This window comes from Curtobacterium sp. MCBD17_028, assembly GCF_003234875.1.
In the GTDB taxonomy this organism is placed as follows: Bacteria; Actinomycetota; Actinomycetes; order Actinomycetales; family Microbacteriaceae; genus Curtobacterium.
In genome coordinates this window covers 1-20,632 of the sequence record NZ_QKTQ01000020.1, presented here as the reverse complement: position 1 = coordinate 20,632, position 20,632 = coordinate 1, and the positions used below count along the sequence as shown (strand labels likewise).

Sequence of the window (20,632 nt, the reverse complement as noted above, 5' to 3'; positions counted from 1 at the left end):
ACCAAGGTCCCGGCTCCCGCGGCTGCGCCGCCCCGTAGGGTGAGGGGGGGCGAGCGAGAGGACCGGCGTGGGGCAGGAGCAGGACCGACTCGAGTTCCCGAACGCGCCGCGGACGGCACTCGAGCGCACCATCGGCGACCTCGTCGATCGCGCGAACGAGGTCCTCGCGACCCAGGGGCGTCTCCGGCAGCTCCTCCGCGCGAACCGGCTCGTGGTCGAGGAGCTCGACCTGCCCGTCGTGCTCCGGCGCATCGTCGAGGCCGCGGTCGAACTCGCCGGCGCCCGCTACGGCGCGCTCGGGGTGATCGCCCCCGACGGCACCCTCGAGCAGTTCGTCCACGTCGGGATGTCCGACGCGGAGGTCGCCGCGATCGGGGACCTCCCCCGCGGCCGGGGGCTGCTCGGCGCGATCCTGACCACCACGACCCCGACCCGGCTCGAGCACCTCGCAGCGGATCCCCGAGCAGCCGGGTTCCCCGAGCACCACCCGCCGATGGAGGCGTTCCTCGGGGTGCCGATCCGCGTGCGGGACGAGCTGTTCGGCAACCTGTACCTGACGCGGGAGTCCGGCGTGTTCAGCGAGGAGGACGAGGAACTCGTGGCCTCCCTGGCCGCCACCGCCGGCGCGGCCATCGACCACGCGCGCCTCTTCGACGAGTCCCGACGCCGCCAGCGGTGGTCGGTGGCGCTCGCCGACGTGACGACCGCGCTGCTGTCGTCCGATGCCGTCGACGGCCTCGGCGTCGTCGTGGACCGCGTCGCCCCGCTGGTCGACGCCGATCTCGCCTGCGTGCTGGTCCCGGACAACACGGGCTTCCGCGTCGACGGCGCCCGCGGGGTCGACGCACACGATCTCGGAGCGGTGATCGAGGACGCCGACGACACGATCGCCGGCCGGTCCATCGAGAGCGGGCACGTCACCACGGGCGACCTCCGCGAGGACTCCGTCGACTGGCCGGACGGACTCCGATGGGCCGCCGCGGTGCCGTTCGCCGCGACGGCCGCCCCGCACGGAACGCTCCTGCTCGCGCGTCGAGCAGGACGCCCGCCGTTCGCCAGCTCCGAACTCGACCTGGCGTCGGAGTTCGCGGCGCAGGCCAGCGTGGCGCTCGAGCTCGCCCGCGGACGGCTCGACCGGCAGGAGCTCCAGCGCATCGAGGACCGGAGTCGGATCGCGCGTGACCTCCACGACCACGTCATCCAGCGGCTGTTCGCGGCGGGCCTGACGCTCCAGAGCCTCGAGCCCGCGGTCCCCGCGACCGTCCGTCAGGAGTTCGCGGACCAGATCGACGCCATCGACACCGCGATCGCCGAGATCCGCACGGCGGTGTTCGCGCTGAAGACACCGCCCCGCACGGCCCCGACCACCATCCGGCACCGCGTCCTCGACACGATCGCCGAGGTCACGCCCATGCTCGCCGGGCCGCCGAGCGTCACCTTCGGTGGGCCGGTGGACGCGCTCGTCCCGGACGAACTCGCCGACGACGTCGTCGCGGTCGTCCGGGAATCGCTGACGAACGTCGGGCGCCACGCGCGCGCCTCCACGACCGACGTCCGCGTGCTGCTCGAGGACGACCACCTGACCGTGCTCGTCGAGGACGACGGCCGCGGGCTCGGCCGCCCGGGCCGGGCGAGCGGCACCGCGAACCTCGCCGCACGGGCTGCCGCCCGCGGCGGCCACTACGCGCTCGACGGCCGCGACGGAGGCGGCACCACGATGACCTGGCGGGTCCCGGTGATCGAGGGGGAGGCAGCATGACGATCCGCGTGTTCCTCGTCGACGACCACGAACTCGTCCGGCAGGGCGTGGCGCGGATCATCGACGCGCAGCCCGACCTCGAGGTGGTGGGCGAGGCCGAGAGCATCGGCCGGGCCGTCCCGCGTATCGCCGCGACCCGGCCGGACATCGCCGTGCTCGACGTCCGCCTGCCGGACGGCAGCGGCATCGACCTGTGCCGGACGGTGCGCTCGGCCAATCCGGACCTCCCGTGCCTCATGCTCACCGCCTACGACGACGACGAGGCGACGACGGCCGCGGTCCTCGCCGGAGCGAGCGGGTCCGTTCTCAAGGACATCCGTGGGAACAAACTCGTCGAGGCGATCCGCCGTGCCGCCTCGGGTGAGACCCTCTTCCCGGCCGACGCGGGACGGCGCGTGCGCTCCGCGGTCGTCCCCGCGAGCCCCGGCTCCGACGCGGGACTCACCCGGCGTGAGCAGCAGATCCTCGACCTCATCGTCGAGGGCCTGACGAACCGGCAGATCGGCGAACGACTCCACATCGCCGAGAAGACCGTGAAGAACAACGTGACCGTCCTGCTCGGCAAGCTGCATCTCGAGAGTCGGACGCAAGCGGCCGTCTACGGCGTCCGGCGCGGCTGACCGTCCCGGGCCTCCCGGTCGTCCCGACGCGGTCGGGACCAAATGCCCTCCTGCACCAGCCGGTCCTGGCGGGACCCTGGTTCCATGCCCGAGCGCGACGAGGTCCGACGACTCCCCACCGACGAGTGGGAGCGCCTGAAGCGCGACGCGCGCGAGCGCGCGGAGCACCGGCTGGCGGCCCAGCGCCGCGGCGGCAGTGACAGCGGGCAGCACACCGACGGAAGGCAAGAACCGTGAACCGCACCGTACTCGACCGACTCCTCTCCGCGAGCGGCGCGGTCATCGCCCTCGTCCTGCTCCTGGCGGGTGTCCTCATGACCTGGGCGCACGTGTACGTGCACGACCAGGTGCGGGACCAGCTCGTCGCCGAGAAGATCCAGTTCCCGGCGAAGGGCAGCGACGCGCTGAAGAGCAAGGACATCGGTCCGTACCTCAACCGCTACGCCGGACAGCAGCTCGAGACCGGCGCACAGGCGAAAGCCTGGGCCGACCACTACATCGCGGTCCACCTGCGGGAGATGACCGGCGGGAAGACGTACTCCGAACTGTCCGCCGAGGCGCAGGCGCACCCGAAGGACGCCGCACTCGCCGCCGAGGTCGACACGGTGTTCCGCGGCGAGACCCTCCGCGGCCTGCTCCTCAACGCGTACGCGTTCGACACCATGGCCACGCTCGCGCTCATCGGCGCGGTCGTCGCGTACGCCGGCGCCGTCGTGATGGCGGTGCTGGCACTGCTCGGACTCCGTCACGCCCGCCGGTACGCCGACGCCGCGGCGAGGCGCCCATCGGCCGAGGGCCGGGCTGCGGCCGTCTGAGCGGTTGCTGGCTCCGCTGCGTGCCGCATCGAACACCCCTGTTCGCACACAACAGGATGCTGCGGTGCCGGCCGGGCGTCGGAGCCCCGACGCCGTAGCCTCGACCCATGTCTGAGATCGTCCACGTCGTCCTCGTCCAGTGGAGCGGGGACCACGCGTCCTCCGAACAGCGCGCCGCGGAGCTCGTCCGGCAGCACCTCCCCGGCATCGACGGGGTGACGTCGGTCGATGCCGGGCCCAGCGTGAGCAGCGAAGGGCTCGAGGGGCGGTTCGACTGGATGCTCGTCGTCCGGTTCCGGGACCGCGCCGCGCTCGACGGCTACCTGCCGCACCCCGACCACCAGCCGGTCGCCGCGTTCCTCGGCGGGGCGAGCGCCGACCTGGTCGTGTTCGACATCGAAGCGGGGTCCTGACCCCGGCCGGAGCACCGCACCCGCCGCATACCGGGACCGCGCCGCACCCGCCACACACCGGGACCGCGCCGCACCCGCCGCGGACCCGGTCCCCATCGCGCCCCGCTCGCCCGGACCGCACCCCACCGACGGAATACCATCCGCCGTATGGTTTCCCGTCCCCTCCCGCCGATCGTGCCCCTGGCCGTCATCGTCGGCATCTCGCCGTTCGCGACGGACATGTACATCCCCGCGCTGCCTGCGCTCGCGAGGGACTTCGGGACCTCCACGAGTGCCGTGCAGGTGTCGCTCACGGCGTTCCTGGTCGCGTTCGCGGTCGGTCAGATCCTCGTGGGACCGCTCAGCGACTCAGTGGGGCGCCGGTCCATCCTCCTGGGCGGGACCGCCCTGTTCGCGGTGGCGTCGTTCGCCTGCGCCGTCGCCCCGGACAACGCCGTGTTCGTGATCGCGCGCGTGGTCGAGGGCCTGGGTGGTGCCGCCGGCGCGGTCGCGGGGCGCGCGGTGGTCACCGACGCCGCGTCTCCTGCCGACCGTCCACGCATCTACGCGGCGCTCGCCGCGATCAACGCCGTGGGACCGGTCGTCGCGCCCCTGGCCGGTGGCGCACTCCTGCTCGTCGGTGACTGGCGGATCATGTTCGTCGCGCTCGGGGTGCTCGGCCTCGTCCTCTTCGCGATCGTGCTCGTCCGCATCCCCGAGACCCTCGCGCCGCAGGACCGGTCGTCGGGAATCGGTCTCGGCGCGAACCTCCGCCGGATGGGGACGTTGCTGGCCATCCCGCGCTTCGACTGGTACCTCGTGTCCTCGTGCGTCGCGACGATCGGCTTCTTCGCCTACATCTCCACGAGCTCGTTCGTGTTCCAGTCCGAGTTCGGGTTCAGCGAGACCGGGTACACCGTCGTCTTCGCCGTCGACGCCAGCTGCATGATCCTCACCACCCTGGCGTTCCGGCGGCTCGTCCGACGCTGCAGCGAGGACGCGCTCCTGACGACGGGACTCGTGGTCGGTGCCCTCGGCGCGGTCGGTGTGCTCGTCAGTGCACTCGCAGGCCTCGGGCCGATCGCGGTCTGGGTCTGCCTGGCGGTGGTGACGGGTGCCTGGGGCTTCGTGATCACCGGGTCCACGACGCGGACGCAGGCCCTCGGCGCGGCCTTGCCCGGTACCGCCGCGGCGCTGCAGGGTGGCATCAGCTTCGGGCTCGGCGGCCTCGGCACACCGCTGGCCGGGTGGTTCGGGGGGACGGCGGTCGCGATGGGGGCCGTGATGGCGACGGGGATCGTCATCGCCGCGGTCGTGCAGGTGGCTGCATCGGCCCGTGCCGGAGCATCCGGAACCCGACTGGGCTGACCGCAACGACACCACCGCAAAGGAGCCACTGCAAAGAAACCATTGCAAAGAGCACTTTGCAAAGGTATCTTCGGAGTCATGGCGACGAACACCCCCGAGCCCCGCGTCCTGCGGGTCGAGGCCCTCAAGGCCCTCGCGCACCCCGTGCGGACCCGGCTGCTCAACGAGCTCGCCTCGCACGGCCCGGCCACGGCCACCGCGCTCGGTGCCCGGATCGGCGAGTCCTCCGGGTCCACGAGCTATCACCTGCGCCAGCTCGCCAAGCACGGCATCGTCGAGGAGGCACCCGAACTCGGCAGCGGCCGTGACCGCTGGTGGCGGCGCTACGCCGGCCCGCTCGAGTTCGGCGACCACGGAACCGACCAGAGCCGGGCGGAGCGCACGGCCACGGTGCTCGCGAGCATGAGCTTCCAGGACACGACGGCCGAGTTCATCCGCGACGCCCTCGCCTCGTCGGACGACCTGCCCGAGGCCTGGCGCGAGGTCAGTGACTTCTCGACCGCCTGGCTCCTCATGACCCCGGACGAACTCGCCGAGCTCGACCGGGGGATCAACGACCTCATCGGTCGGTACCTCCGCGCGAACGACCCGGCCTCGCGCCACCCCGACCCGGCTGCGCGTCGGGTGTTCGTCAACTACAACCTGTTCCCCGTCCTCGACGTCCCCAAGGAGTGACCATGAACGCGACCGTGCCCGTCACGTCCGTCCACCCGGTCGAACGAGCCGCCCACCGCATCGGGCTCGGGCTCGTCCACTGGAGCACCGCCCGCGCGGATCGCCGCGCACGCCGTCTCGCACGCGTCGCCGTGACGACCCCCGCACCTCGGGTCCTCCACGAACGCGCCGCCGTCCTGCACCACGCGTCGCTCGACCGGGAGGCCCGGGAGCGGTCCTGGGAGCGGCTCGCCTCGGCGCAGCCCCGGCTGCGCTGACCGCGGACGGGACGCCGACGCGGACCGGCACGCGGACCAGGACGGCACCGCGGATGCGACCGCGGACGCGGACGCGGCTCGGGCCCGCGCGGCATGATCGATCACGGGGCGGGCCGACCGCCCACCGAGGAGGACGAGCATGACCGACAACCACCCGTTCCGACGCCTGCCCGAGGTGCCCGCGTTCACCGTCACGAGTGACGACGTGCAGGACGGCCAGGAGTTCCGGCCCCCGCAGTGGTCGGGGATGATGGGCGTCCCCGGTGGCGAGGACGTCTCGCCCCAGCTCACGTGGAGTGGCGCTCCCGAGGGCACGAAGAGCTTCGCGGTGACCATGTACGACCCGGACGCCCCGACGATGTCCGGCTTCTGGCACTGGGCCGTGGCGAACATCCCGGCCGACGTGACCACGTTGCCGACCGGAGCGGGGGCTGCGGGCGGGGCGGGCCTCCCGGACGGCGCGATCCAACTGCAGAATGACACCCGGGCGCCCCAGTTCGTCGGGGCGGCGCCGCCCGCGGGCCACGGTCCGCACCGGTACTTCATCGTCGTGCACGCGCTCGACGTCGCGGACATCGGAGTGCCGGCCGACGCCACGCCCGCCTACCTCGGGTTCACCATGTCGTCGCACATCCTCGGCCGGGCGACGCTCGTGGCGAGCGCGGAGACGCCGGGCGAGGCGTAGGCACGACCCCGCCGCCGTCTTGGTGGATCCTGGGGGCGGCGGGTCGACCGTCGAGGTGACGGAAGGAGCGGTCCCGTGGGCGTGTGGTGGTCGTCGGTGCACGAGGTGCTGGTCGATCGGCTCACGCTCGGCACCGACGGGGTCCGGGGCCGGGTGTCCGGCCGACGCGACCAGGACCCGGATCGCCTCGCCTCGCGGCGGTCCGCCGTCCGCATCGGGCTCCAGGTCGCCGTCGTGTCGGCGGCGCTCGTGGCGTCCATCATCCTGCTCGTCGTCGTGTACGTGGTCTGGCAGCTGACCCCGCAGCAGCAGCACGAGTACCACGGCCCCGAGGACGTGCACGTCTACCTCGACACGATCGACCTGACGATCGCGGTGGTCGGCGTCGGCGGGTTCGCGGTCGTGCTCGCCGGGATCGCGACGTGGATCATCGCCCGGCGGGCGGTCCGTCCCATCACGGAGGCGTCGCGGATGCAGCGCACGTTCGTCGCCGACGCGAGCCACGAGCTCCGCACGCCGTTGACCGTGCTCAACGCGCGCGTGCAGCAGCTCGAGCTCCGCATGGACGCGGACGATCCGCGTCACGGGATCGTCGAGGAGCTCCAGGCGGACACCCGCGTGCTCATCGACATCGTCAACGACCTGCTCGAGGTCGCGGCCGGGAGGCCCGGGGAACACCCGATGACACCGCTCGGACCCGAGTTGGCCGGTGCCGCGAACGACATGGGCGTGCTCGCCGACGCGCGGGGTGTGCGCCTCGACGTCGGCGACAGCGACGCGGTCGTGTCCCTCCCGTCGACGCAGCTCCGGCGCTGCATCGTCGCGCTCGTCGACAACGCGATCGGGCACACGCCGACGGGCGGGACCGTGACCGTCACGACGGAGCGCGCCGAGCGCTGGGTCGCCATCCGGGTCCGTGACGAGGGCCCGGGGATCACGGGGATCGCCCCGCGGCGGGTCTTCGACCGGTTCGCCCACGGCAACGCGGCCCGTGCGGCCGGCTCGCGGCCGACGGGTACGACCCGGTCGGGCTACGGCATCGGCCTCGCGCTCGTGCGGGACATCGCGGTCCGGGCGGGCGGCGAGGTGCGGGTGGAGCACACGGGCGCGGACGGCACGGTGTTCCTCCTGCGGTTGCCGCTGGCTCAGCGCACGGCGCGGACGTAGCGGACGACCTCGGTGCTCGCCCGGACCCAGGTGCCGTCGACGCGGTAGCCCTCGGGGGCCAGGGCCGCCGAGACGGTGCTCCGCTCATCGTGGGCCGTGCCCGTCAGCAACCAGACCACCCGTGCGCCGTCCGCGGTCCGGCCGATGTCGCTGATCGGACGCTGCGTCTCCCACAGCCCCGCCGACGCGGAGGCCGGGCGGACGAGCAACGGGTCCCGGAGGCCGCGGAACGCCCTCGGGTACGTCTCGGCGATGATCCGCGACGTCGCGAGGGGGTGTCGATCGACCGGCCCGTAGACGACGGCGTCGACCTGCCCGGCCGGTTCGTGGGCCCGCTCCGAGCGGACGAGCCGGGCGACCTGGTTCCACGCCGAGTCGTCCTTCGCGGTGACCGTCCGCTGCTGGACCCACGTCGGGGCGGTCAGCGCGACCGCGAGGAGGAGGACGCCCGCGGTGACCCGGGCGAAGAACCGGTCCGGGAGCGCGGCGACCGGGAGCGCCATGCACAGCGCCACCGCCGGAGCGCCGAAGGACACGTAGCGCGGGGAGTACAGCGGGTTCGTCACGAGTGACGCGGCGATGAGCCCGACCGTCGGCACCGCCGCCCACGGCAGCGCGACCGCGAGCAGGGATCGGCCGCGCGCGCAGGTCAGCCCGACCGCGACGCCGGCCACCGCCAGCAGCCAGCCGAACACCGTGAACGCGGGGTTGAGTGTGAACCACTGGGTGACCACGACCTCCTCGACCGTGTGGCGGCTGATGTGCTGGATCCAGTCGATCTGCGCCGACTGCGTCGCGGAGGCCCGGGCCAGCGGCACGAGGGCCACGACCGTCACCGCAGCGGCGAGGAGCCAGCAGCGCAGCGCCCGCTGCGCCCCGCGGGTCCGGGCGGCCCGACGCGCCAGTGGGACCGCCGCCGTGACGCCGTGCCCGACGGTCACGAGCACGAGATAGAGGAACACCGCCCCGCCGAGCAGCGACACCGCGACGTACCCGACCCACCACGGCCAGGAACGGAGGCCCGTGACGTTCCGCCGGTGCGCGGCGAGGAACAGGATGGTCGCCGCCACCGCGAGCAGCGTGCCGAGGGCGAACGAGCGCCCCTCGGTGCCCATCCACGTGACCCGCGGGAGGAGTGCGAAGAGGGCGCCCGCAACCACGCCGGTCCTGAGGTCGACGAGCATCCGGCCGAGCACGACGAGGAGCGCCGCCGCCGCACCGACCGCGACCGCGGACGGCAGCCGGAGCGTGAACGGAGCGTATCCCGCGACGAGGAACCACAGGTGCATGAGGCCGTAGAAGGTGGCGTGCACGACGTCGACGTGCTGGACCTCGCGCGCGAGCGCCGGCCAGGGACGGGTCGCGGACACCACGGTCGCGGCTTCGTCGTACCAGACGGACGGGACCCAGTCGAACGCGACGGCGATCACCGTGGCGGTGAGCCCGACCACGACCGGCGGCAGCCAGGCGCGGTGGCGAGGGTCGAGTCGGATCGTGCGGGCGTCGATGGACCCGCCACGGAGCGGCACTGTGGACATGAAGACCTCCGGACGTCAGGCTGCGCCGCGCCCTCCAAGGAAGGACCCAGCAAGCCGGACGCCTGCTGGGAGTTCCCTGAGCCCTCTTGGCGCTTTCTGGGCAGCGGGTCTCGATGCTGGAGTCATGGACAGCACGCGAACGGGACGAGGCCGGATCCTCGACGTGGTGTTCCTCGTCGGGATCGCCCTCAAGGGCATCGACGGAGCGGCCGAGCTGCTCCTGGGCCTGCCGCTGCTGTTCCTCCGCCCGGCACAGATCAGTGCCGTCGCCCACCTGCTCACCGCGCACGAGCTCGCACAGGACCCGCACGACCTCATCGCGCACCTGATCCTGCACGGTGCCGCGGCACTCGGCGCCGACGCTGCCCTCTACGCCGCCGTCTACCTCGTCGTGCACGGCCTCGTGAAGGTGGTCGTCGTCATCGCGCTGGTCCGCGGCTCCGAGCGCGTGCACCCCTGGGCGATCGCTGCGCTCGCCGCGTTCCTGGTCGCCCAGCTCGTCGAGATGGTCGTGCACCCGTCACTCGGGGTCGGGGTGCTCTCGGCGTTCGACGCGGCGATCATCGTGCTCACCTGGCGCGAGTGGCGGCAGCACCGGACCCTCCGCGACGCCCTGTACGGAGCCGTGCCCGCACTCGCACGCCGTCGCACCCGTCGCCGTGCAAGCGGGGTGGAACCCATGGTGCGGGCGCGCTAGCGTCGCTCCATCGGGTGTTCACCTCGCCGGCGGAGGTCTGGGCCTGGGCGCCTGACCTCGACGCCCGACCGACCGGGTTCGCGAACGTCGCGCGCGTGGCGCAGGAGGACGGGCACGCCGGTGTCGTCCTCAACCCCGCCGGCGACCCCGCGCCGCTCCGGCTGCAGGCCTTCGCCGATCGCTTCCCCCTGTCCTGAGGTCCGCCCTCGGACCGGCCGGGCTGTCGGTCCCGGCTCCGCCCGGTGACGCTCAGGGTGTGCCGATGCGGTACCCCACCCCACGAACGGTGGCGATGAGGTCCCGGTCGGTCTTCCGGCGCACGTAGTGGACGTACGTGTCGACCGTGCCGAGCTGCTCGCCCTTGTCGAACACGGCCGTCAGGATGTGCGCCCGCGAGAACGTGCGCGTCGGCTCCCGGGCCAGCAGGCGGACGAGCGCGGTCTCGCGTTCGGTGAGCCCGATCCTCCCGGCGTACGGCGAGGTGATGGTGCCGGTCTCCGGGTGGAGGGTCCACCCGCCGATCGCGATCGCCTCGCCCTCGGGCGCGTAGTCGCGCGTGAGGGCGCGGAGCCGGGCTCCGAGTTCCGCGAACTCGAACGGCTTGACGAGGTAGTCGTTCGCCCCGGCGTCGAGGCCGGACACGCGGTCGTCGAGCGAACCGAGCGCGGTGAGCATGAGGATCGGCGTGCTGATGCGGCGTCGGCGGATCTCCCCGACCACGGCCACGCCGTCCATGCCCGGCAACCTGCGGTCCACGACCATGACGTCGAAGTACCGCTCGACGGCGGCCGTGACCGCCTGCTCGCCGTCGGTCACGAGGGTGACGTCCCAGTCCGCACCGAGCACGTCGGCGACGATCGGACCGAGGCGCGCGTCGTCCTCCACGAGCAGGAGGCGCGGTGCCGGCTCCGTCATGCCCCGATCCTGGCCGTCGGCGTCACCGGCGCACCGCACGCCGCGCCGCACTCCGCTTCCGGAGCACCCCGATGACGACGGGGAGGACCGAGACGACCACCACCACGACCATGAGCGCGTCGATGTTGTGCGCCACGAACGGGATGCCGCCGAGGAGCACCCCGACGACCGTCAACACCGCCACCCAGCCCACGCCGCCGATGGTGTTCCAGACGATGAACCGTCGGTAGTGCATGGCCGCGGCGCCGGCGGCGAGCGGCACGTACGTCCGGACCACGGGGACGAACCGCCCGAGCACGAGCGACAGGCCGCCGTACCGGACGAAGAACGCCTCGGCCTCGCGCAGGCGCGCACGCTTGAGCACCCGCGCGTCCTCGCGGAACAGCCGACGCCCGAACCGGCGCCCGAGGACGTAGCCGACCTGGTCGCCCGCGATCGCGGCGAGGGACCCGACGACCGCGACCTGCCACGGGGTGATGCCGAGCGCCGATGCCAGGATGGTCGCGGTCAGGATGAGCGAGTCGCCCGGGAGGAACGGGAACAGCACCCCCGACTCCACGAACACGAGCACCGCGAGGCCGACGAGCACCCACGGCCCGAACGCGTGCAGGATGGAGGCGGCGTCGAACAGGTGGATCGCGAGGGGCACCGGCCCATCCTCCGGGTGCGGCTCCCAGGAACGGCCAAGACCGACGCTCCCTTGGTGGCTTCTTGGACCGGGCGTGTGATCGTCACGGCATGCTGCGGAACAAGGTGCCCGAGATCACCCTGCTGTTCTGGGTGACGAAGATCCTGACGACCGGCATGGGGGAGACCCTGTCGGACTTCCTCGTCGGACACGTCGACCCCGTCGGCGCCGTGCTCGCGACCGCCGTCCTGTTCGCCGCCGCGATCGTGGCCCAGTTCACCGTCCGCCGGTACGTGCCGTGGCTGTACTGGCTCGTCGTCGTGCTCGTCGGCGTGCTCGGGACGATGATCGCCGACTTCACCCACGTCGTCGCCGGCGTCCCGTACCTGGTGTCGACGTCGGTGTTCCTCGTGCTCCTCGTCGCCGTGTTCGTCACGTGGCGGGTCGTCGAGGGCACCGTCGACGTCCACGCGATCGACACCCGCCGCCGCGAGGCCTTCTACTGGGCGGCGGTCGTCGCCACGTTCGCCCTCGGGACCGCCGCTGGCGACCTCGTCGCGTCACGGTTCCACCTCGGGTACCTGCTCGGCGGGGCGGTGTTCGTCGCGGCGATGTGCGTGCCGATCGCGCTGTACCTCGGGCGGGCGCTCGCCGCCGTGCCCGCCTTCTGGGTCGCGTACGTCCTGACCCGGCCCGTCGGGGCGTCCTTCGCCGACTGGGGCGCCGTGTCGTCCGCGCGCGGCGGTCTCGGGTTCGGCACCGGACCCATCAGCGCGGTGCTCGCCGTGCTCATCGTCGTGTGCGTCGCGGTGCTCAGCGTGCGTCAGAGCCGACGGGCCGACCTCGACACCCGGGAGTGGCCGGCCGACAGCCTCGCGCCGTGACCCACGTCGGCAACCACGCAGGCTACGGTCCCAGGTCATGACCTGGTCCTCGGACATCGGCCCGAGCCTCCTCGGCGTCGGGGTGCTCGTGGTCGTCGCGACCGTCGTGCTGCTCCTCGTCCGGGCCCCGAGTCCCGTCGCGCCGGCGCTCGCCGTCCTGCGTGGCGCGCTCCAGCTCGCCGTCATCAGCGTCGTCCTGAGCGGGGTCATCCACGACGTCCGGTGGGTCGCGGCCGCCCTGGTCGTGATGTTCACGGTCGCGGTGAGCACGGCCTCCCGACGGCTCGGCCCGCTGCGACGGACGGCGCCGATGGTGGCGTCCGCGATGGGTGCCGGGATCCTGCTGTCCCTCGCCGTCGTGTTCGTGACGGGCGCGATCGCGTTCGACGCGCGGTACGCCCTGGCGATCGGCGGGATCGTGGTCGGCAACGCGATGACCGTCGCCACGCTCGCCGGACGCCGGTTCCTCGAGCTCGTCGACGACCGGTGGGAGGAGGTCGAGGGCTGGCTCGCGCTCGGTGCACCGCCCCGGACGGCCACCCGGGACCTCGCCCGTCGGGCGGTGCACGCGGCGCTCATCCCGTCGACGGACCAGACGCGGACGACCGGACTCGTGACGCTGCCCGGCGCGTTCGTCGGGGCGATCTTCGGCGGGGTCTCGCCGGTCGAGGCCGGCCGGTTCCAGATCGTCGTCCTCGCGGCGATCATCGCGACCGGGGCCGTGACCGCGGCGATCGTCGTGCGGTGGCTCGGGACCGTGCGGACGCGCCCGACGGCGCCGCGCTGACGCGGTCGCCCGGCGCGGGTCAGCGGAATGCCGACGCGGGGATGACCTGCAGCTGCGAGTCCGCGTACCCGCCGACGTACAGGTCGCCGGTCGCCGGGTCCCGATCGAACGACACCGGCTGGCGGACCGTCGGCACCGTCCGCACGAGCTGCGGTGCGCCGTCGGCACGGACGCGGAGCTGCGCGATCGTGTCGGTGTTCGCGAGCGCGGTGTAGATCGTCCCCGTCGCGGCGTCGGCGCGGATCCAGAAGGCGCGGCCGGGGACGGCCGCGCGACCGAGCGCCCGGGGTGTCCCACCGATGTCGTACGTGAGCACCGCGTTGCCGCGCACGTCGCAGACGGCCACCCGGTCCCCGCCGATCGGCACGACGTGGCTCGGGCCCGCGCCGGCGGGCAGGGCGGCGACGAGCCGCAGCGTCGTCGCGTCGTAGACGAACAGCAGGTTCGCCGCGACGTCGACCACCGCGACCCGGTTCCCGACGGCTGTGATGCCACCGGGTTGGACGGGCTGCGTGAAGTGCGCGACCGTCCGTCCGTTCCGCAGGGCCCGGACGCCATGCCCGAACTCCTCGGTCAAGAACGTGGTGCTGTTCACCCGCACCGCCTGGTGCGGGTGCCGGCCCGTCGACGCCGAGCTGACGAGGTGGAGTGACGGCAGCGCCAGCGTGTAGAGACGATCGCGGTCCTCCGCGGGGAGCAACAGGGGGCCGTCGGGATCGGCGAGGTCGATCATCCGAGCGGAGCCGGGCACGGCCTTGGTCGTGACCGCGCCGGTGTCCATGTCGTAGCGGATGAGGCGGTCCTGCTTCCGCTCGGCCAGGTACACGGTGTGCACGGAGTCGGCCACCGCGACGCCCCAGGGATGGGCGGTGGCGGGGAGTCGGACGACCCGGCCGGCCGGCGTGACGGGCGGCGGCGGCGCGTCCCCCGGTTCCGCCGCCTTCGTGACCACGTGGCCCCGGTAGCCGGTGCGTGCGTGCGTGGCGGACGCGGACGGAGCGGTCGGCCCCGAACAGGCGGCGAGCACGGCGACGAGTCCGCACGAGACGAGCACGGCCAGCGCGGCGCCGGGTCGACGACCACGGCGTCGCGGACGCCGGTCGCGCGAGGGCCCCGGTGTTCGCCCGGACGGTCGGCTCGAGGCGGCGCTCGCGGTGTCCATCGGTCCACCCTGCCCGCCTCGGCCGCACGTCCGCCGAACGAGGGCGGCGGGCCACCGCCGTCCCACGCCGGCCGCACGACCGCTCGTCGACCCCGCCCACGTCTGACCACGCGGCCCACGCCGGGAGCCCGACGGGGCCAGACGCACCCGGGCACCGGAGCGCGCTGTACTCGGGGCGGTCCCGCTCCTACCGTGAGGGGCATGACGATCGCGACCACGGTCCTCCCGGCGCTGAACGGGTTGGGCACCGGACTCGCGCTCATCGTCGCCATCGGCGCGCAGAACGCGTTCCTGCTCCGCCTGGCCGTGACCGCACCCCGACGCGTCGTCGCAGCAGCCGTGGGGATCTGCGCGGGGTCCGACGCCGTCCTCATCCTGGCGGGGGTGCTCGGCGTCGGCGCGGTCGTCGAGCGGGCGCCGGTCGCTCTCGTCGTGGTGCGGTTCGTCGGCGCGGCGTTCCTCCTGACCTACGGGGTGCTGGCGGCACGCCGGGCGATCCGGCCGGCGGGGGACGCCCTCGACGTCCGCGCGGTCGGCACCGACGACGGGACCACCGCGGGGACCGCTCGGCGCGCGGTCCTGACGATGCTGGCGTTCACGTGGCTCAACCCCCACGTGTACCTCGACACACTCGTGTTCCTCGGGTCCGTCGCGAACGAGCAGGGCGTCGACGAACGGTGGTGGTGGGTCGGCGGCGCGGTGGCCGCGAGCTGCTGCTGGTTCTCGGCGCTCGGGTTCGGGTCCCGGATGCTCCGCCCGGTGTTCGCCCGACCGGGGGCGTGGCGCGTGTTCGACGCGTGCATCGCGGTCGTGATGGTCGCGTTCGGGGTGCGGTTGCTGCTCGGGGCGTGATCCGGCGCGCGGGCGTCGGACGACGGCTCAGCCGAGCAGCCACCCGTTGTCCGCCGCGATCCGCAGCGCCTCGGTGGCGTTCCGCGCCGCGGTCTTGCCGATCGCAGCGCTGAGGTGGTTCCGCACCGTGCCCTCGGACAGGTGCAGCTGCGCGGCCACGCCCGCGACGGTCGGCGCCGTGCGGAAGGCGATGAGGACCTCCGTCTCGCGTGCGGTCAACGGCGAGGGGCCGGCGGCGAGCGACTCCGCCGCGAGCACCGGATCGACGACGCGGAACCCGGCGGCCACCCGGCGGACGGCGTCGGCGAGCTGTTCCGCGGGCGTGTCCTTGACGACGAACCCCGACGCGCCGGCCTCGAGCGCGCGGCGCAGGTAGCCCGGTCGGCCGAACGTGGTGACGATGAGCGAGCGGCAGGACGGGAGGGCCGTGGCCAGGTCGCGTGCCGCCCGCAGCCCGTCGGCGCCCGGCATCTCGACGTCGAGCAGGGCGACGTCCGCGCCCGACGCCCGCGCCGCGTCGACGACCTCGTCCCCGCGGCCGACCTGGGCGACGACGCTGATGTCCGACTCGAGCGACAGCAGGGACGCGAGCGCGCCGCGGACCAGGGCCTGGTCGTCGGCGAGGAGGACCCGGATCGTCGACGAGCCGGGCATCGCCGCCGACGCCGTCACGCCGGGCGTCTCCGCGGCGCTCACCGACGCCCCCGCCCGACCCGGAGGAGGAACCCGCCGAGGTCGCTCGTCCCGGTGGTCATGGTCGCACCGACCGCGTCCGCACGCTCGCGGAGTCCACGAAGCCCGTTGCCGCCGAGCGGTGCACCGACGGGCGCGACCCCGTCGGCCAGGTCGTCCGACGCACCGGCGCCGTCGTCCTCGACGGTGATCGCGCTGCGGGTCAGGGTGACCCGAGCGCGCGTGGCGGCGGCGTGCCGGACGACGTTCGTCACGCCCTCGCGGAGCACCCACGCGAACAGCGACCTGCTGTCGGCCACGACGGCGTCGGCGTTCGTTGGGAGGTCGGCGTCGATCCCGGCGGCCTGGAGCGCTGCCCGGGCGGACACGAGCTCGGCGTCGAGGTCGGCCTCGCGGTACCCGCTCACCGCCTGCCGGAGACCCTGCAGGGCCTCGCGGGCGAGCCGTTCGACGTCGGCCATCTCGGCGCGCGCGGCGGCGGGGTCGCGGTCCACGAGCCTCCCGGCCAGCTCCGACTTGATCGCGACCACGGTGAGGGAGTGGCCGAGCACGTCGTGGAGGTCCCGCGAGAACCGGGCCCGTTCCTCGACGACGGCGAGACGGGTGATCTCGTCCTGCGCGACGCCGAGTTCCTGCTCGGCGGCCCGCTGGCGCCCGAAGAAGGTCATCGACGCGCCGATGGACACGGTCACGAGCGGCGCGAACAGCAGGCCGTCGTTCGAGCTCACGTCCCATCCGGCGATGCCGCAGATCACGACCTGCGCGGCAGCGATCGCCAGGATGGCCACCGCGGCCACCCACATCCGCACCGCGACGAACCCGACCAGGGACGCGAGCAGGAACCACGTCCACATGGCGACGGCGCCGAGCGGCACGAGGGGCAGGACGCTCAGCAGGGCGAACGTGCTGAGGACGACGATGCGGCCGGGCAGCCGTCGTCGCCACATGAGCTCCGGCGCGACGAGGTACGCCACGTAGACCACGGCGAGCACGACGCTGTCGACCACGTGCTTGCGTACCGAGCCGCCGTCCGTGAACACCGCGAGGACGAGGAGCACCTGCCACGCCAGCCCGAAGAACGCCCCCGGGTACCAGCGACGACGGGCCGTCCGGAGGTCGCCCTCCGCCATGCCCGGCGCGCCGGACCACGGGAACGACCGCGAGGTGCGGTGCACGTCCTCCGCGCGCCGCGCCTCGATCGTCTGGGTCGCGTCCGTCACGCGATCCAGCGTAGGTCCGGTCACTGCCGTGCGGCGTCGCGGCGGTAGCGCCAGACGACGACCGCGGCGAGACCGAACGCCCAGGCCGCCAGCACCAGGGCGGGTTCGAGCATGCTCCCGTCCGCGCCGGCGCCCATCTGGCCCATCCGGTCGAGCCAGTACGACGGGACCCCGTGCGCGAGGGTGCTCATCCACGACGGCATGATCGACAGCGGGACCCACAGGCCGCCGAGGATCGCGAGCCCCATGAACACGACCATGAACAGCGGCTGTGCGAACGAGGGGCGGGCGAACTGCCCGATGAGGATCGCGATGAGGGCGAACGGCACCACCCCGGCCCACACGCCGACGCCGGCGACGAGCCAGCGGCCGGGTGCGAGGTCGGCGTGCAGCGCGAACACGGACACGAGCGTCACGACGACGATGCCGAGCGCGGCGACCGCCATCGCGGCGATGACCTTCGACACGAGGAACCCGACCCCGGACAGCGGGGTGATCCGCAGCTGCCGGTTCCATCCGATGGACCGTTCCGTGACGATCGTGAACGCCTGCCCGAGTGCCGCCATCATGGCGCCGTACGACGCCATCTGCAGCGTGGTGACGACGAGCCACGGCAGCTTCGTCGCGGGGTCGACCTGACCGCTCGACCCGTAGGCGGACCCGAACGCCAGGAGCATCACCACGGGCACCGCGATCGTGAACACGAGCGACCGGACGTTGCGGAGCTGCCGCTTGGCCTCGAGGGCGACGTACCGGATCGGCAGGCGACCCCGGGTCCGGAGCGGGACGGGAGCGGTCAGGGCGTCGTCGGTGGGCGAGGTCGCCGCGGTGTCGGTGACCCGAACCGGCGTGGAGGGGATGGACGTGCTCATGATCGGGCTCCGGTCGTCTCGGCGGACGACGGCTCGTCCGTGGTGCGGGTGAGGGCGAGGAAGGCGTCGTCCATCGTGGACGGCACCACCTCGATGTCGTGCGCGGCGGGGAACGCCGCGAGCAGGGCGCGCAGGGTCGTGTCGGATCGGTCGGTGACGAGCGTGACGGTGCCGTGCCGTTCCTCCAGACCGCTGACGCCGGGCAGACCGCGGAGCGCGTCGTGGTCCGCGGGGCCGACCCCGGTGAACCGGATCGTCCGGGCGGCGGCGATCGCCTTGATCTCGGCGGGGGTGCCGTCGGCGACGATCCGTCCGTCGCGCATGATCACGATCCGGTCGGCGAACGTGTCGGCCTCGTCGAGGTAGTGCGTCGCGAACACGACCGTGCGGCCGGTGTCCGTGAACTCGCGCATGGAGGACCAGAAGGTGTGCCGGGCCTCGACGTCCATCGCCGCGGTCGGCTCGTCGAGCACGAGCAGGTCCGGGTCGGACACCACGGTCACCGCGAACCGGGCGCGCTGGAGCTGCCCGCCGGACAGCTTGTTCACGCGGCGGCCCGCGATCTCGGTGCAGCGCGCGCGGCGGAGTGCCTCGTCGACGGACATCGGGGCCCGGTGGGCGCTCGCGACCAGGGCGACGGAGTCCCGGACGGTGAGGTCGGGCAGGAGCGCACCGCCCTGGAGCATGGCACCGACGCGGCCGTCGACGATCGCGTCACGCGCCGCGCCGCCGAAGAGCCGCACGCTGCCCGCCGTCGGGGTGGCGAGCCCGAGCGCGAGGTCCACCGTGGTCGTCTTGCCGGCCCCGTTCGGGCCGAGGAGGGCGACGACCTCGCCCCGGTGGATCGTCAGGTCGACACCGTCGACCGCGGTCACCGCACCGAACCGCTTGTGCAGTCCGGCCAGCTGGATGATCGGCGTTTCGTTCATGCGGCCAGCGTGGCGGAACCGCGGGCGCGGGACGTCTGCGGTCCGTCATGGATCCGGCGTGACATTCGTCATGGTGCGGAGGCGGTCGGGTCGAGGTCGGGGCGGTGTGCATCTCGCACCGGTTCACACCCCGGTAACGACATGTTGCACATGGTCGGCCGGTGTCCGGACTCCTAGCGTTGGCGCAACCCCGCGCCGGCGACGCACTCCGCGTTCCGGGCCCGTCCGACCCGAGGAGCCACAGATGGCCAGCGACACCGCAGCTTCGGCACCACCCGTCTCGTCATCGTCGGCGACGGTCGCCGTCGACGACTACTCCCTCCGCCGTGTGCCGCAGTCCGCCCGCTACGGGTGGTTCCAGGTGGCCGTGCAGCGGTTCGGGCAGATCTCGGCCCTGTCGCAGTTCCTGCTCGGGGCGACGCTCGGCTTCGGGATGAGCTTCTGGGCCGCGTTCTGGGCGATCACGCTCGGCGCGGTGATCCTCGAGATCGTGTCGGTCTTCGTCGGCGTGATCGGGGTCCGCGAAGGCCTCAACACCTCCGTGATCGCGCGGTGGACCGGGTTCGGCAAGGGCGGCTCCGCGCTCGTCGGGCTCGCGATCGGCATGAGCCTCATCGGGTGGTTCGGGATCCAGTCGGGCGTCTCGGCGTCCGGGCTCGTCGCGATCCTGCCGATCCTGCCGGCGTGGGCGTGGTCGCTCGTGTTCGGCCTGCTCGTCACGGCGATCGTGCTCCGCGGGTTCCACTCGATGCAGTGGCTGGCGAACATCACCGTGCCGCTGTTCCTGGTCCTCGTCGGGTGGGCGATCACCGTCGAGCTGAGCAAGCACTCGATCGCGGAGCTCGCCGCCAAGGCCCCGGCCGGTCCGCACATGGGCTTCGTGGCGGGCACGACGCTCGTCGCCGGCGGGTTCATCGTCGGGGCCGTGATCACCCCCGACATGACCCGGTTCAACAAGAGCACCGGCGACGTCGTCAAGCAGACGCTCCTCGGCGTGACGCTCGGCGAGTACGTGATCGGCCTGGCGGGCGTCCTGCTCGCCCACGCGGTCGGGTCCTCGGACATCACGCGCGTCATCACGTCGTCGGTCGGCTGGGTCGGCGTGCTCGTGATCCTGCTCGGCACGTTCAAGATCAACGACTGGAACATCTACAGCTCGAGCCTCGGCGTCACGAACTTCATCGACGCCGTGTTCGGTCGGCAGGTCAACCGCGGCGTGGTCACGCTCGTCATGGGCGTCGTCGGCTCGGTGCTCGCGGCGGTCGGGTTCCTGGGCGCGTTCACGCCGTTCCTCACCGTCCTCGGCGTCGTGTTCCCCCCGATCGCCGGGATCATGGTCGCCGAGTACTTCGTGGTGAAGACCTGGCGTCGCGAGCTGAGCGCCGCCGCCGACGTCCCGCCGACCTCGCCGACGTGGGTGCCGATGACGCTCGTCGTGTGGGCCATCGCGGCCCTGATCGGCTACTTCGTCACGATCGGCATCCCCTCGATCAACTCGGTCGTCATCGCGTTCGTCCTCTACGTGATCGCCGGCAAGGCCGGCCTGGTCCGCGGCGTCGGGGTCAGCCACACGGAGACCGCACCGGTCCCGGCCCGCTGAGCCCGGGCCTCCCGGCCGGGAGGCCCGGGCTCAGCGGGCGGGGACCGGTGCGTGTCCGTGTGGCTGACCCCGACGCGGCGGACCAGGCCGGGCGTGCCGGCGATCACGTAGAGGACG

The 20,632-nt window shown here is 73.2% G+C and carries 24 protein-coding genes; 16 read left to right on the top strand and 8 right to left on the bottom strand.

Features of this window, described 5'->3' with window-relative positions; translation table 11 throughout:
• Window positions 1–67: 67 nt before the first annotated feature.
• The 10 genes from DEI86_RS14975 (at window position 68) to DEI86_RS14935 (ending at window position 7,738) form a co-directional block, all read left to right on the top strand.
• Window positions 68–1,759 (top strand): GAF domain-containing protein, encoded by a 1,692-nt coding sequence (locus DEI86_RS14975; RefSeq protein ID WP_111050046.1) that lies wholly within the window; start codon window positions 68–70, stop codon window positions 1,757–1,759.
• The gene (locus tag DEI86_RS14970; protein WP_111050045.1) at window positions 1,756–2,379 is read left to right on the top strand and encodes a response regulator transcription factor; all 624 of its coding nucleotides are present in this window, start codon (window positions 1,756–1,758) and stop codon (window positions 2,377–2,379) included. The genes DEI86_RS14975 and DEI86_RS14970 overlap by 4 nt, the downstream gene beginning before the upstream one ends.
• An 84-nt stretch (window positions 2,380–2,463) precedes the next feature.
• Entirely contained in the window at window positions 2,464–2,616 is a 153-nt protein-coding gene (locus DEI86_RS16640; RefSeq protein WP_181434991.1) for a hypothetical protein, read from the top strand.
• Window positions 2,613–3,194, top strand: a complete 582-nt coding sequence (locus tag DEI86_RS14965) for a hypothetical protein (protein ID WP_111011393.1) — start codon at window positions 2,613–2,615, stop codon at window positions 3,192–3,194. The genes DEI86_RS16640 and DEI86_RS14965 overlap by 4 nt, the downstream gene beginning before the upstream one ends.
• A 107-nt stretch (window positions 3,195–3,301) precedes the next feature.
• Window positions 3,302–3,607, top strand: a complete 306-nt coding sequence (locus tag DEI86_RS14960) for a Dabb family protein (RefSeq protein WP_111050044.1) — start codon at window positions 3,302–3,304, stop codon at window positions 3,605–3,607.
• Window positions 3,608–3,754: 147 nt separating this feature from the next.
• Window positions 3,755–4,954 (top strand): Bcr/CflA family efflux MFS transporter, encoded by a 1,200-nt coding sequence (locus DEI86_RS14955; RefSeq protein ID WP_111050043.1) that lies wholly within the window; start codon window positions 3,755–3,757, stop codon window positions 4,952–4,954.
• Between the two features lie 78 nt (window positions 4,955–5,032).
• Window positions 5,033–5,629 carry a transcriptional regulator gene (locus DEI86_RS14950; RefSeq protein ID WP_111011396.1) on the top strand — a complete coding sequence of 199 codons (597 nt, stop codon included), beginning with the start codon at window positions 5,033–5,035 and terminating at the stop codon, window positions 5,627–5,629.
• Between the two features lie 2 nt (window positions 5,630–5,631).
• Window positions 5,632–5,886 carry a hypothetical protein gene (locus tag DEI86_RS14945; protein ID WP_111027567.1) on the top strand — a complete coding sequence of 85 codons (255 nt, stop codon included), beginning with the start codon at window positions 5,632–5,634 and terminating at the stop codon, window positions 5,884–5,886.
• Between the two features lie 139 nt (window positions 5,887–6,025).
• Entirely contained in the window at window positions 6,026–6,571 is a 546-nt protein-coding gene (locus tag DEI86_RS14940) for a YbhB/YbcL family Raf kinase inhibitor-like protein (protein WP_111050042.1), read from the top strand.
• A gap of 75 nt (window positions 6,572–6,646) precedes the next feature.
• Complete coding sequence (locus tag DEI86_RS14935) at window positions 6,647–7,738, top strand: sensor histidine kinase KdpD (protein ID WP_111011399.1); 1,092 nt, start codon at window positions 6,647–6,649, stop codon at window positions 7,736–7,738.
• On the opposite strand, the gene DEI86_RS14930 is transcribed toward DEI86_RS14935, so the two are convergent.
• The gene (locus DEI86_RS14930; RefSeq protein ID WP_146244962.1) at window positions 7,717–9,276 is read right to left on the bottom strand and encodes a hypothetical protein; all 1,560 of its coding nucleotides are present in this window, start codon (window positions 9,274–9,276) and stop codon (window positions 7,717–7,719) included. The genes DEI86_RS14935 and DEI86_RS14930 overlap by 22 nt on opposite strands.
• Window positions 9,277–9,400: 124 nt before the next feature.
• On the opposite strand from DEI86_RS14930, the gene DEI86_RS14925 reads away from it, so the two are divergent.
• Entirely contained in the window at window positions 9,401–9,973 is a 573-nt protein-coding gene (locus DEI86_RS14925; RefSeq protein WP_111011401.1) for a DUF2127 domain-containing protein, read from the top strand.
• 14 nt (window positions 9,974–9,987) lie between these two features.
• On the top strand, window positions 9,988–10,170 hold the full coding sequence (locus DEI86_RS14920; RefSeq protein ID WP_111050040.1) for an SseB family protein: 183 nt from the start codon (window positions 9,988–9,990) through the stop codon (window positions 10,168–10,170).
• A gap of 52 nt (window positions 10,171–10,222) precedes the next feature.
• Here the strand turns inward: DEI86_RS14920 and DEI86_RS14915 are convergent, their stop codons facing one another.
• Complete coding sequence (locus tag DEI86_RS14915; protein ID WP_111011414.1) at window positions 10,223–10,888, bottom strand: response regulator transcription factor; 666 nt, start codon at window positions 10,886–10,888, stop codon at window positions 10,223–10,225.
• A gap of 22 nt (window positions 10,889–10,910) precedes the next feature.
• A complete protein-coding gene (locus DEI86_RS14910; protein ID WP_111014159.1) occupies window positions 10,911–11,537 on the bottom strand; it encodes a DedA family protein in 627 nt (208 codons plus the stop codon).
• A gap of 89 nt (window positions 11,538–11,626) precedes the next feature.
• On the opposite strand from DEI86_RS14910, the gene DEI86_RS14905 reads away from it, so the two are divergent.
• Window positions 11,627–12,400 (top strand): hypothetical protein, encoded by a 774-nt coding sequence (locus tag DEI86_RS14905; protein WP_258368762.1) that lies wholly within the window; start codon window positions 11,627–11,629, stop codon window positions 12,398–12,400.
• A 37-nt stretch (window positions 12,401–12,437) separates the two neighbouring features.
• Window positions 12,438–13,187, top strand: coding sequence for an ABC transporter permease (locus DEI86_RS14900; RefSeq protein ID WP_111050039.1), 750 nt, complete (start codon window positions 12,438–12,440; stop codon window positions 13,185–13,187).
• A 19-nt stretch (window positions 13,188–13,206) separates the two neighbouring features.
• Here DEI86_RS14900 and DEI86_RS14895 read toward each other — a convergent pair whose 3' ends face one another.
• On the bottom strand, window positions 13,207–14,349 hold the full coding sequence (locus DEI86_RS14895) for a YncE family protein (RefSeq protein ID WP_111050038.1): 1,143 nt from the start codon (window positions 14,347–14,349) through the stop codon (window positions 13,207–13,209).
• 201 nt (window positions 14,350–14,550) lie between these two features.
• On the opposite strand from DEI86_RS14895, the gene DEI86_RS14890 reads away from it, so the two are divergent.
• On the top strand, window positions 14,551–15,201 hold the full coding sequence (locus DEI86_RS14890) for a LysE/ArgO family amino acid transporter (RefSeq protein ID WP_181434989.1): 651 nt from the start codon (window positions 14,551–14,553) through the stop codon (window positions 15,199–15,201).
• A 27-nt stretch (window positions 15,202–15,228) separates the two neighbouring features.
• Here DEI86_RS14890 and DEI86_RS14885 read toward each other — a convergent pair whose 3' ends face one another.
• The 4 genes from DEI86_RS14885 to DEI86_RS14870 are packed head-to-tail and all read right to left on the bottom strand — an operon-like array spanning window position 15,229 to window position 18,915.
• Entirely contained in the window at window positions 15,229–15,855 is a 627-nt protein-coding gene (locus DEI86_RS14885; protein ID WP_111050066.1) for a response regulator transcription factor, read from the bottom strand.
• Between the two features lie 38 nt (window positions 15,856–15,893).
• On the bottom strand, window positions 15,894–17,114 hold the full coding sequence (locus tag DEI86_RS14880; protein ID WP_111050037.1) for a sensor histidine kinase: 1,221 nt from the start codon (window positions 17,112–17,114) through the stop codon (window positions 15,894–15,896).
• 20 nt (window positions 17,115–17,134) lie between these two features.
• Window positions 17,135–17,986 carry an ABC transporter permease gene (locus DEI86_RS14875; RefSeq protein WP_258370242.1) on the bottom strand — a complete coding sequence of 284 codons (852 nt, stop codon included), beginning with the start codon at window positions 17,984–17,986 and terminating at the stop codon, window positions 17,135–17,137.
• Window positions 17,983–18,915 carry an ABC transporter ATP-binding protein gene (locus tag DEI86_RS14870; RefSeq protein WP_111050036.1) on the bottom strand — a complete coding sequence of 311 codons (933 nt, stop codon included), beginning with the start codon at window positions 18,913–18,915 and terminating at the stop codon, window positions 17,983–17,985. The genes DEI86_RS14875 and DEI86_RS14870 overlap by 4 nt, the downstream gene beginning before the upstream one ends.
• 244 nt (window positions 18,916–19,159) lie before the next feature.
• Here DEI86_RS14870 and DEI86_RS14865 point away from each other — a divergent pair, with 244 nt between their 5' ends.
• Entirely contained in the window at window positions 19,160–20,515 is a 1,356-nt protein-coding gene (locus DEI86_RS14865; RefSeq protein ID WP_111037435.1) for a cytosine permease, read from the top strand.
• Window positions 20,516–20,632 lie beyond the last annotated feature (117 nt).

Coding starts and splice junctions, on each gene's coding strand:
- DEI86_RS16640 (WP_181434991.1), top strand. CDS start 2,464: ATGCCCGAGCGCGACGAGGTCCGACGACTCCCCACCGACGAGTGGGAG.
- DEI86_RS14930 (WP_146244962.1), bottom strand. CDS start 9,276: ATGTCCACAGTGCCGCTCCGTGGCGGGTCCATCGACGCCCGCACGATC.
- DEI86_RS14960 (WP_111050044.1), top strand. CDS start 3,302: ATGTCTGAGATCGTCCACGTCGTCCTCGTCCAGTGGAGCGGGGACCAC.
- DEI86_RS14940 (WP_111050042.1), top strand. CDS start 6,026: ATGACCGACAACCACCCGTTCCGACGCCTGCCCGAGGTGCCCGCGTTC.
- DEI86_RS14895 (WP_111050038.1), bottom strand. CDS start 14,349: ATGGACACCGCGAGCGCCGCCTCGAGCCGACCGTCCGGGCGAACACCG.
- DEI86_RS14900 (WP_111050039.1), top strand. CDS start 12,438: ATGACCTGGTCCTCGGACATCGGCCCGAGCCTCCTCGGCGTCGGGGTG.
- DEI86_RS14905 (WP_258368762.1), top strand. CDS start 11,627: ATGCTGCGGAACAAGGTGCCCGAGATCACCCTGCTGTTCTGGGTGACG.
- DEI86_RS14945 (WP_111027567.1), top strand. CDS start 5,632: ATGAACGCGACCGTGCCCGTCACGTCCGTCCACCCGGTCGAACGAGCC.
- DEI86_RS14890 (WP_181434989.1), top strand. CDS start 14,551: ATGACGATCGCGACCACGGTCCTCCCGGCGCTGAACGGGTTGGGCACC.
- DEI86_RS14915 (WP_111011414.1), bottom strand. CDS start 10,888: ATGACGGAGCCGGCACCGCGCCTCCTGCTCGTGGAGGACGACGCGCGC.
- DEI86_RS14875 (WP_258370242.1), bottom strand. CDS start 17,986: ATGAGCACGTCCATCCCCTCCACGCCGGTTCGGGTCACCGACACCGCG.
- DEI86_RS14970 (WP_111050045.1), top strand. CDS start 1,756: ATGACGATCCGCGTGTTCCTCGTCGACGACCACGAACTCGTCCGGCAG.
- DEI86_RS14885 (WP_111050066.1), bottom strand. CDS start 15,855: ATGCCCGGCTCGTCGACGATCCGGGTCCTCCTCGCCGACGACCAGGCC.
- DEI86_RS14870 (WP_111050036.1), bottom strand. CDS start 18,915: ATGAACGAAACGCCGATCATCCAGCTGGCCGGACTGCACAAGCGGTTC.
- DEI86_RS14955 (WP_111050043.1), top strand. CDS start 3,755: ATGGTTTCCCGTCCCCTCCCGCCGATCGTGCCCCTGGCCGTCATCGTC.
- DEI86_RS14925 (WP_111011401.1), top strand. CDS start 9,401: ATGGACAGCACGCGAACGGGACGAGGCCGGATCCTCGACGTGGTGTTC.
- DEI86_RS14865 (WP_111037435.1), top strand. CDS start 19,160: ATGGCCAGCGACACCGCAGCTTCGGCACCACCCGTCTCGTCATCGTCG.
- DEI86_RS14950 (WP_111011396.1), top strand. CDS start 5,033: ATGGCGACGAACACCCCCGAGCCCCGCGTCCTGCGGGTCGAGGCCCTC.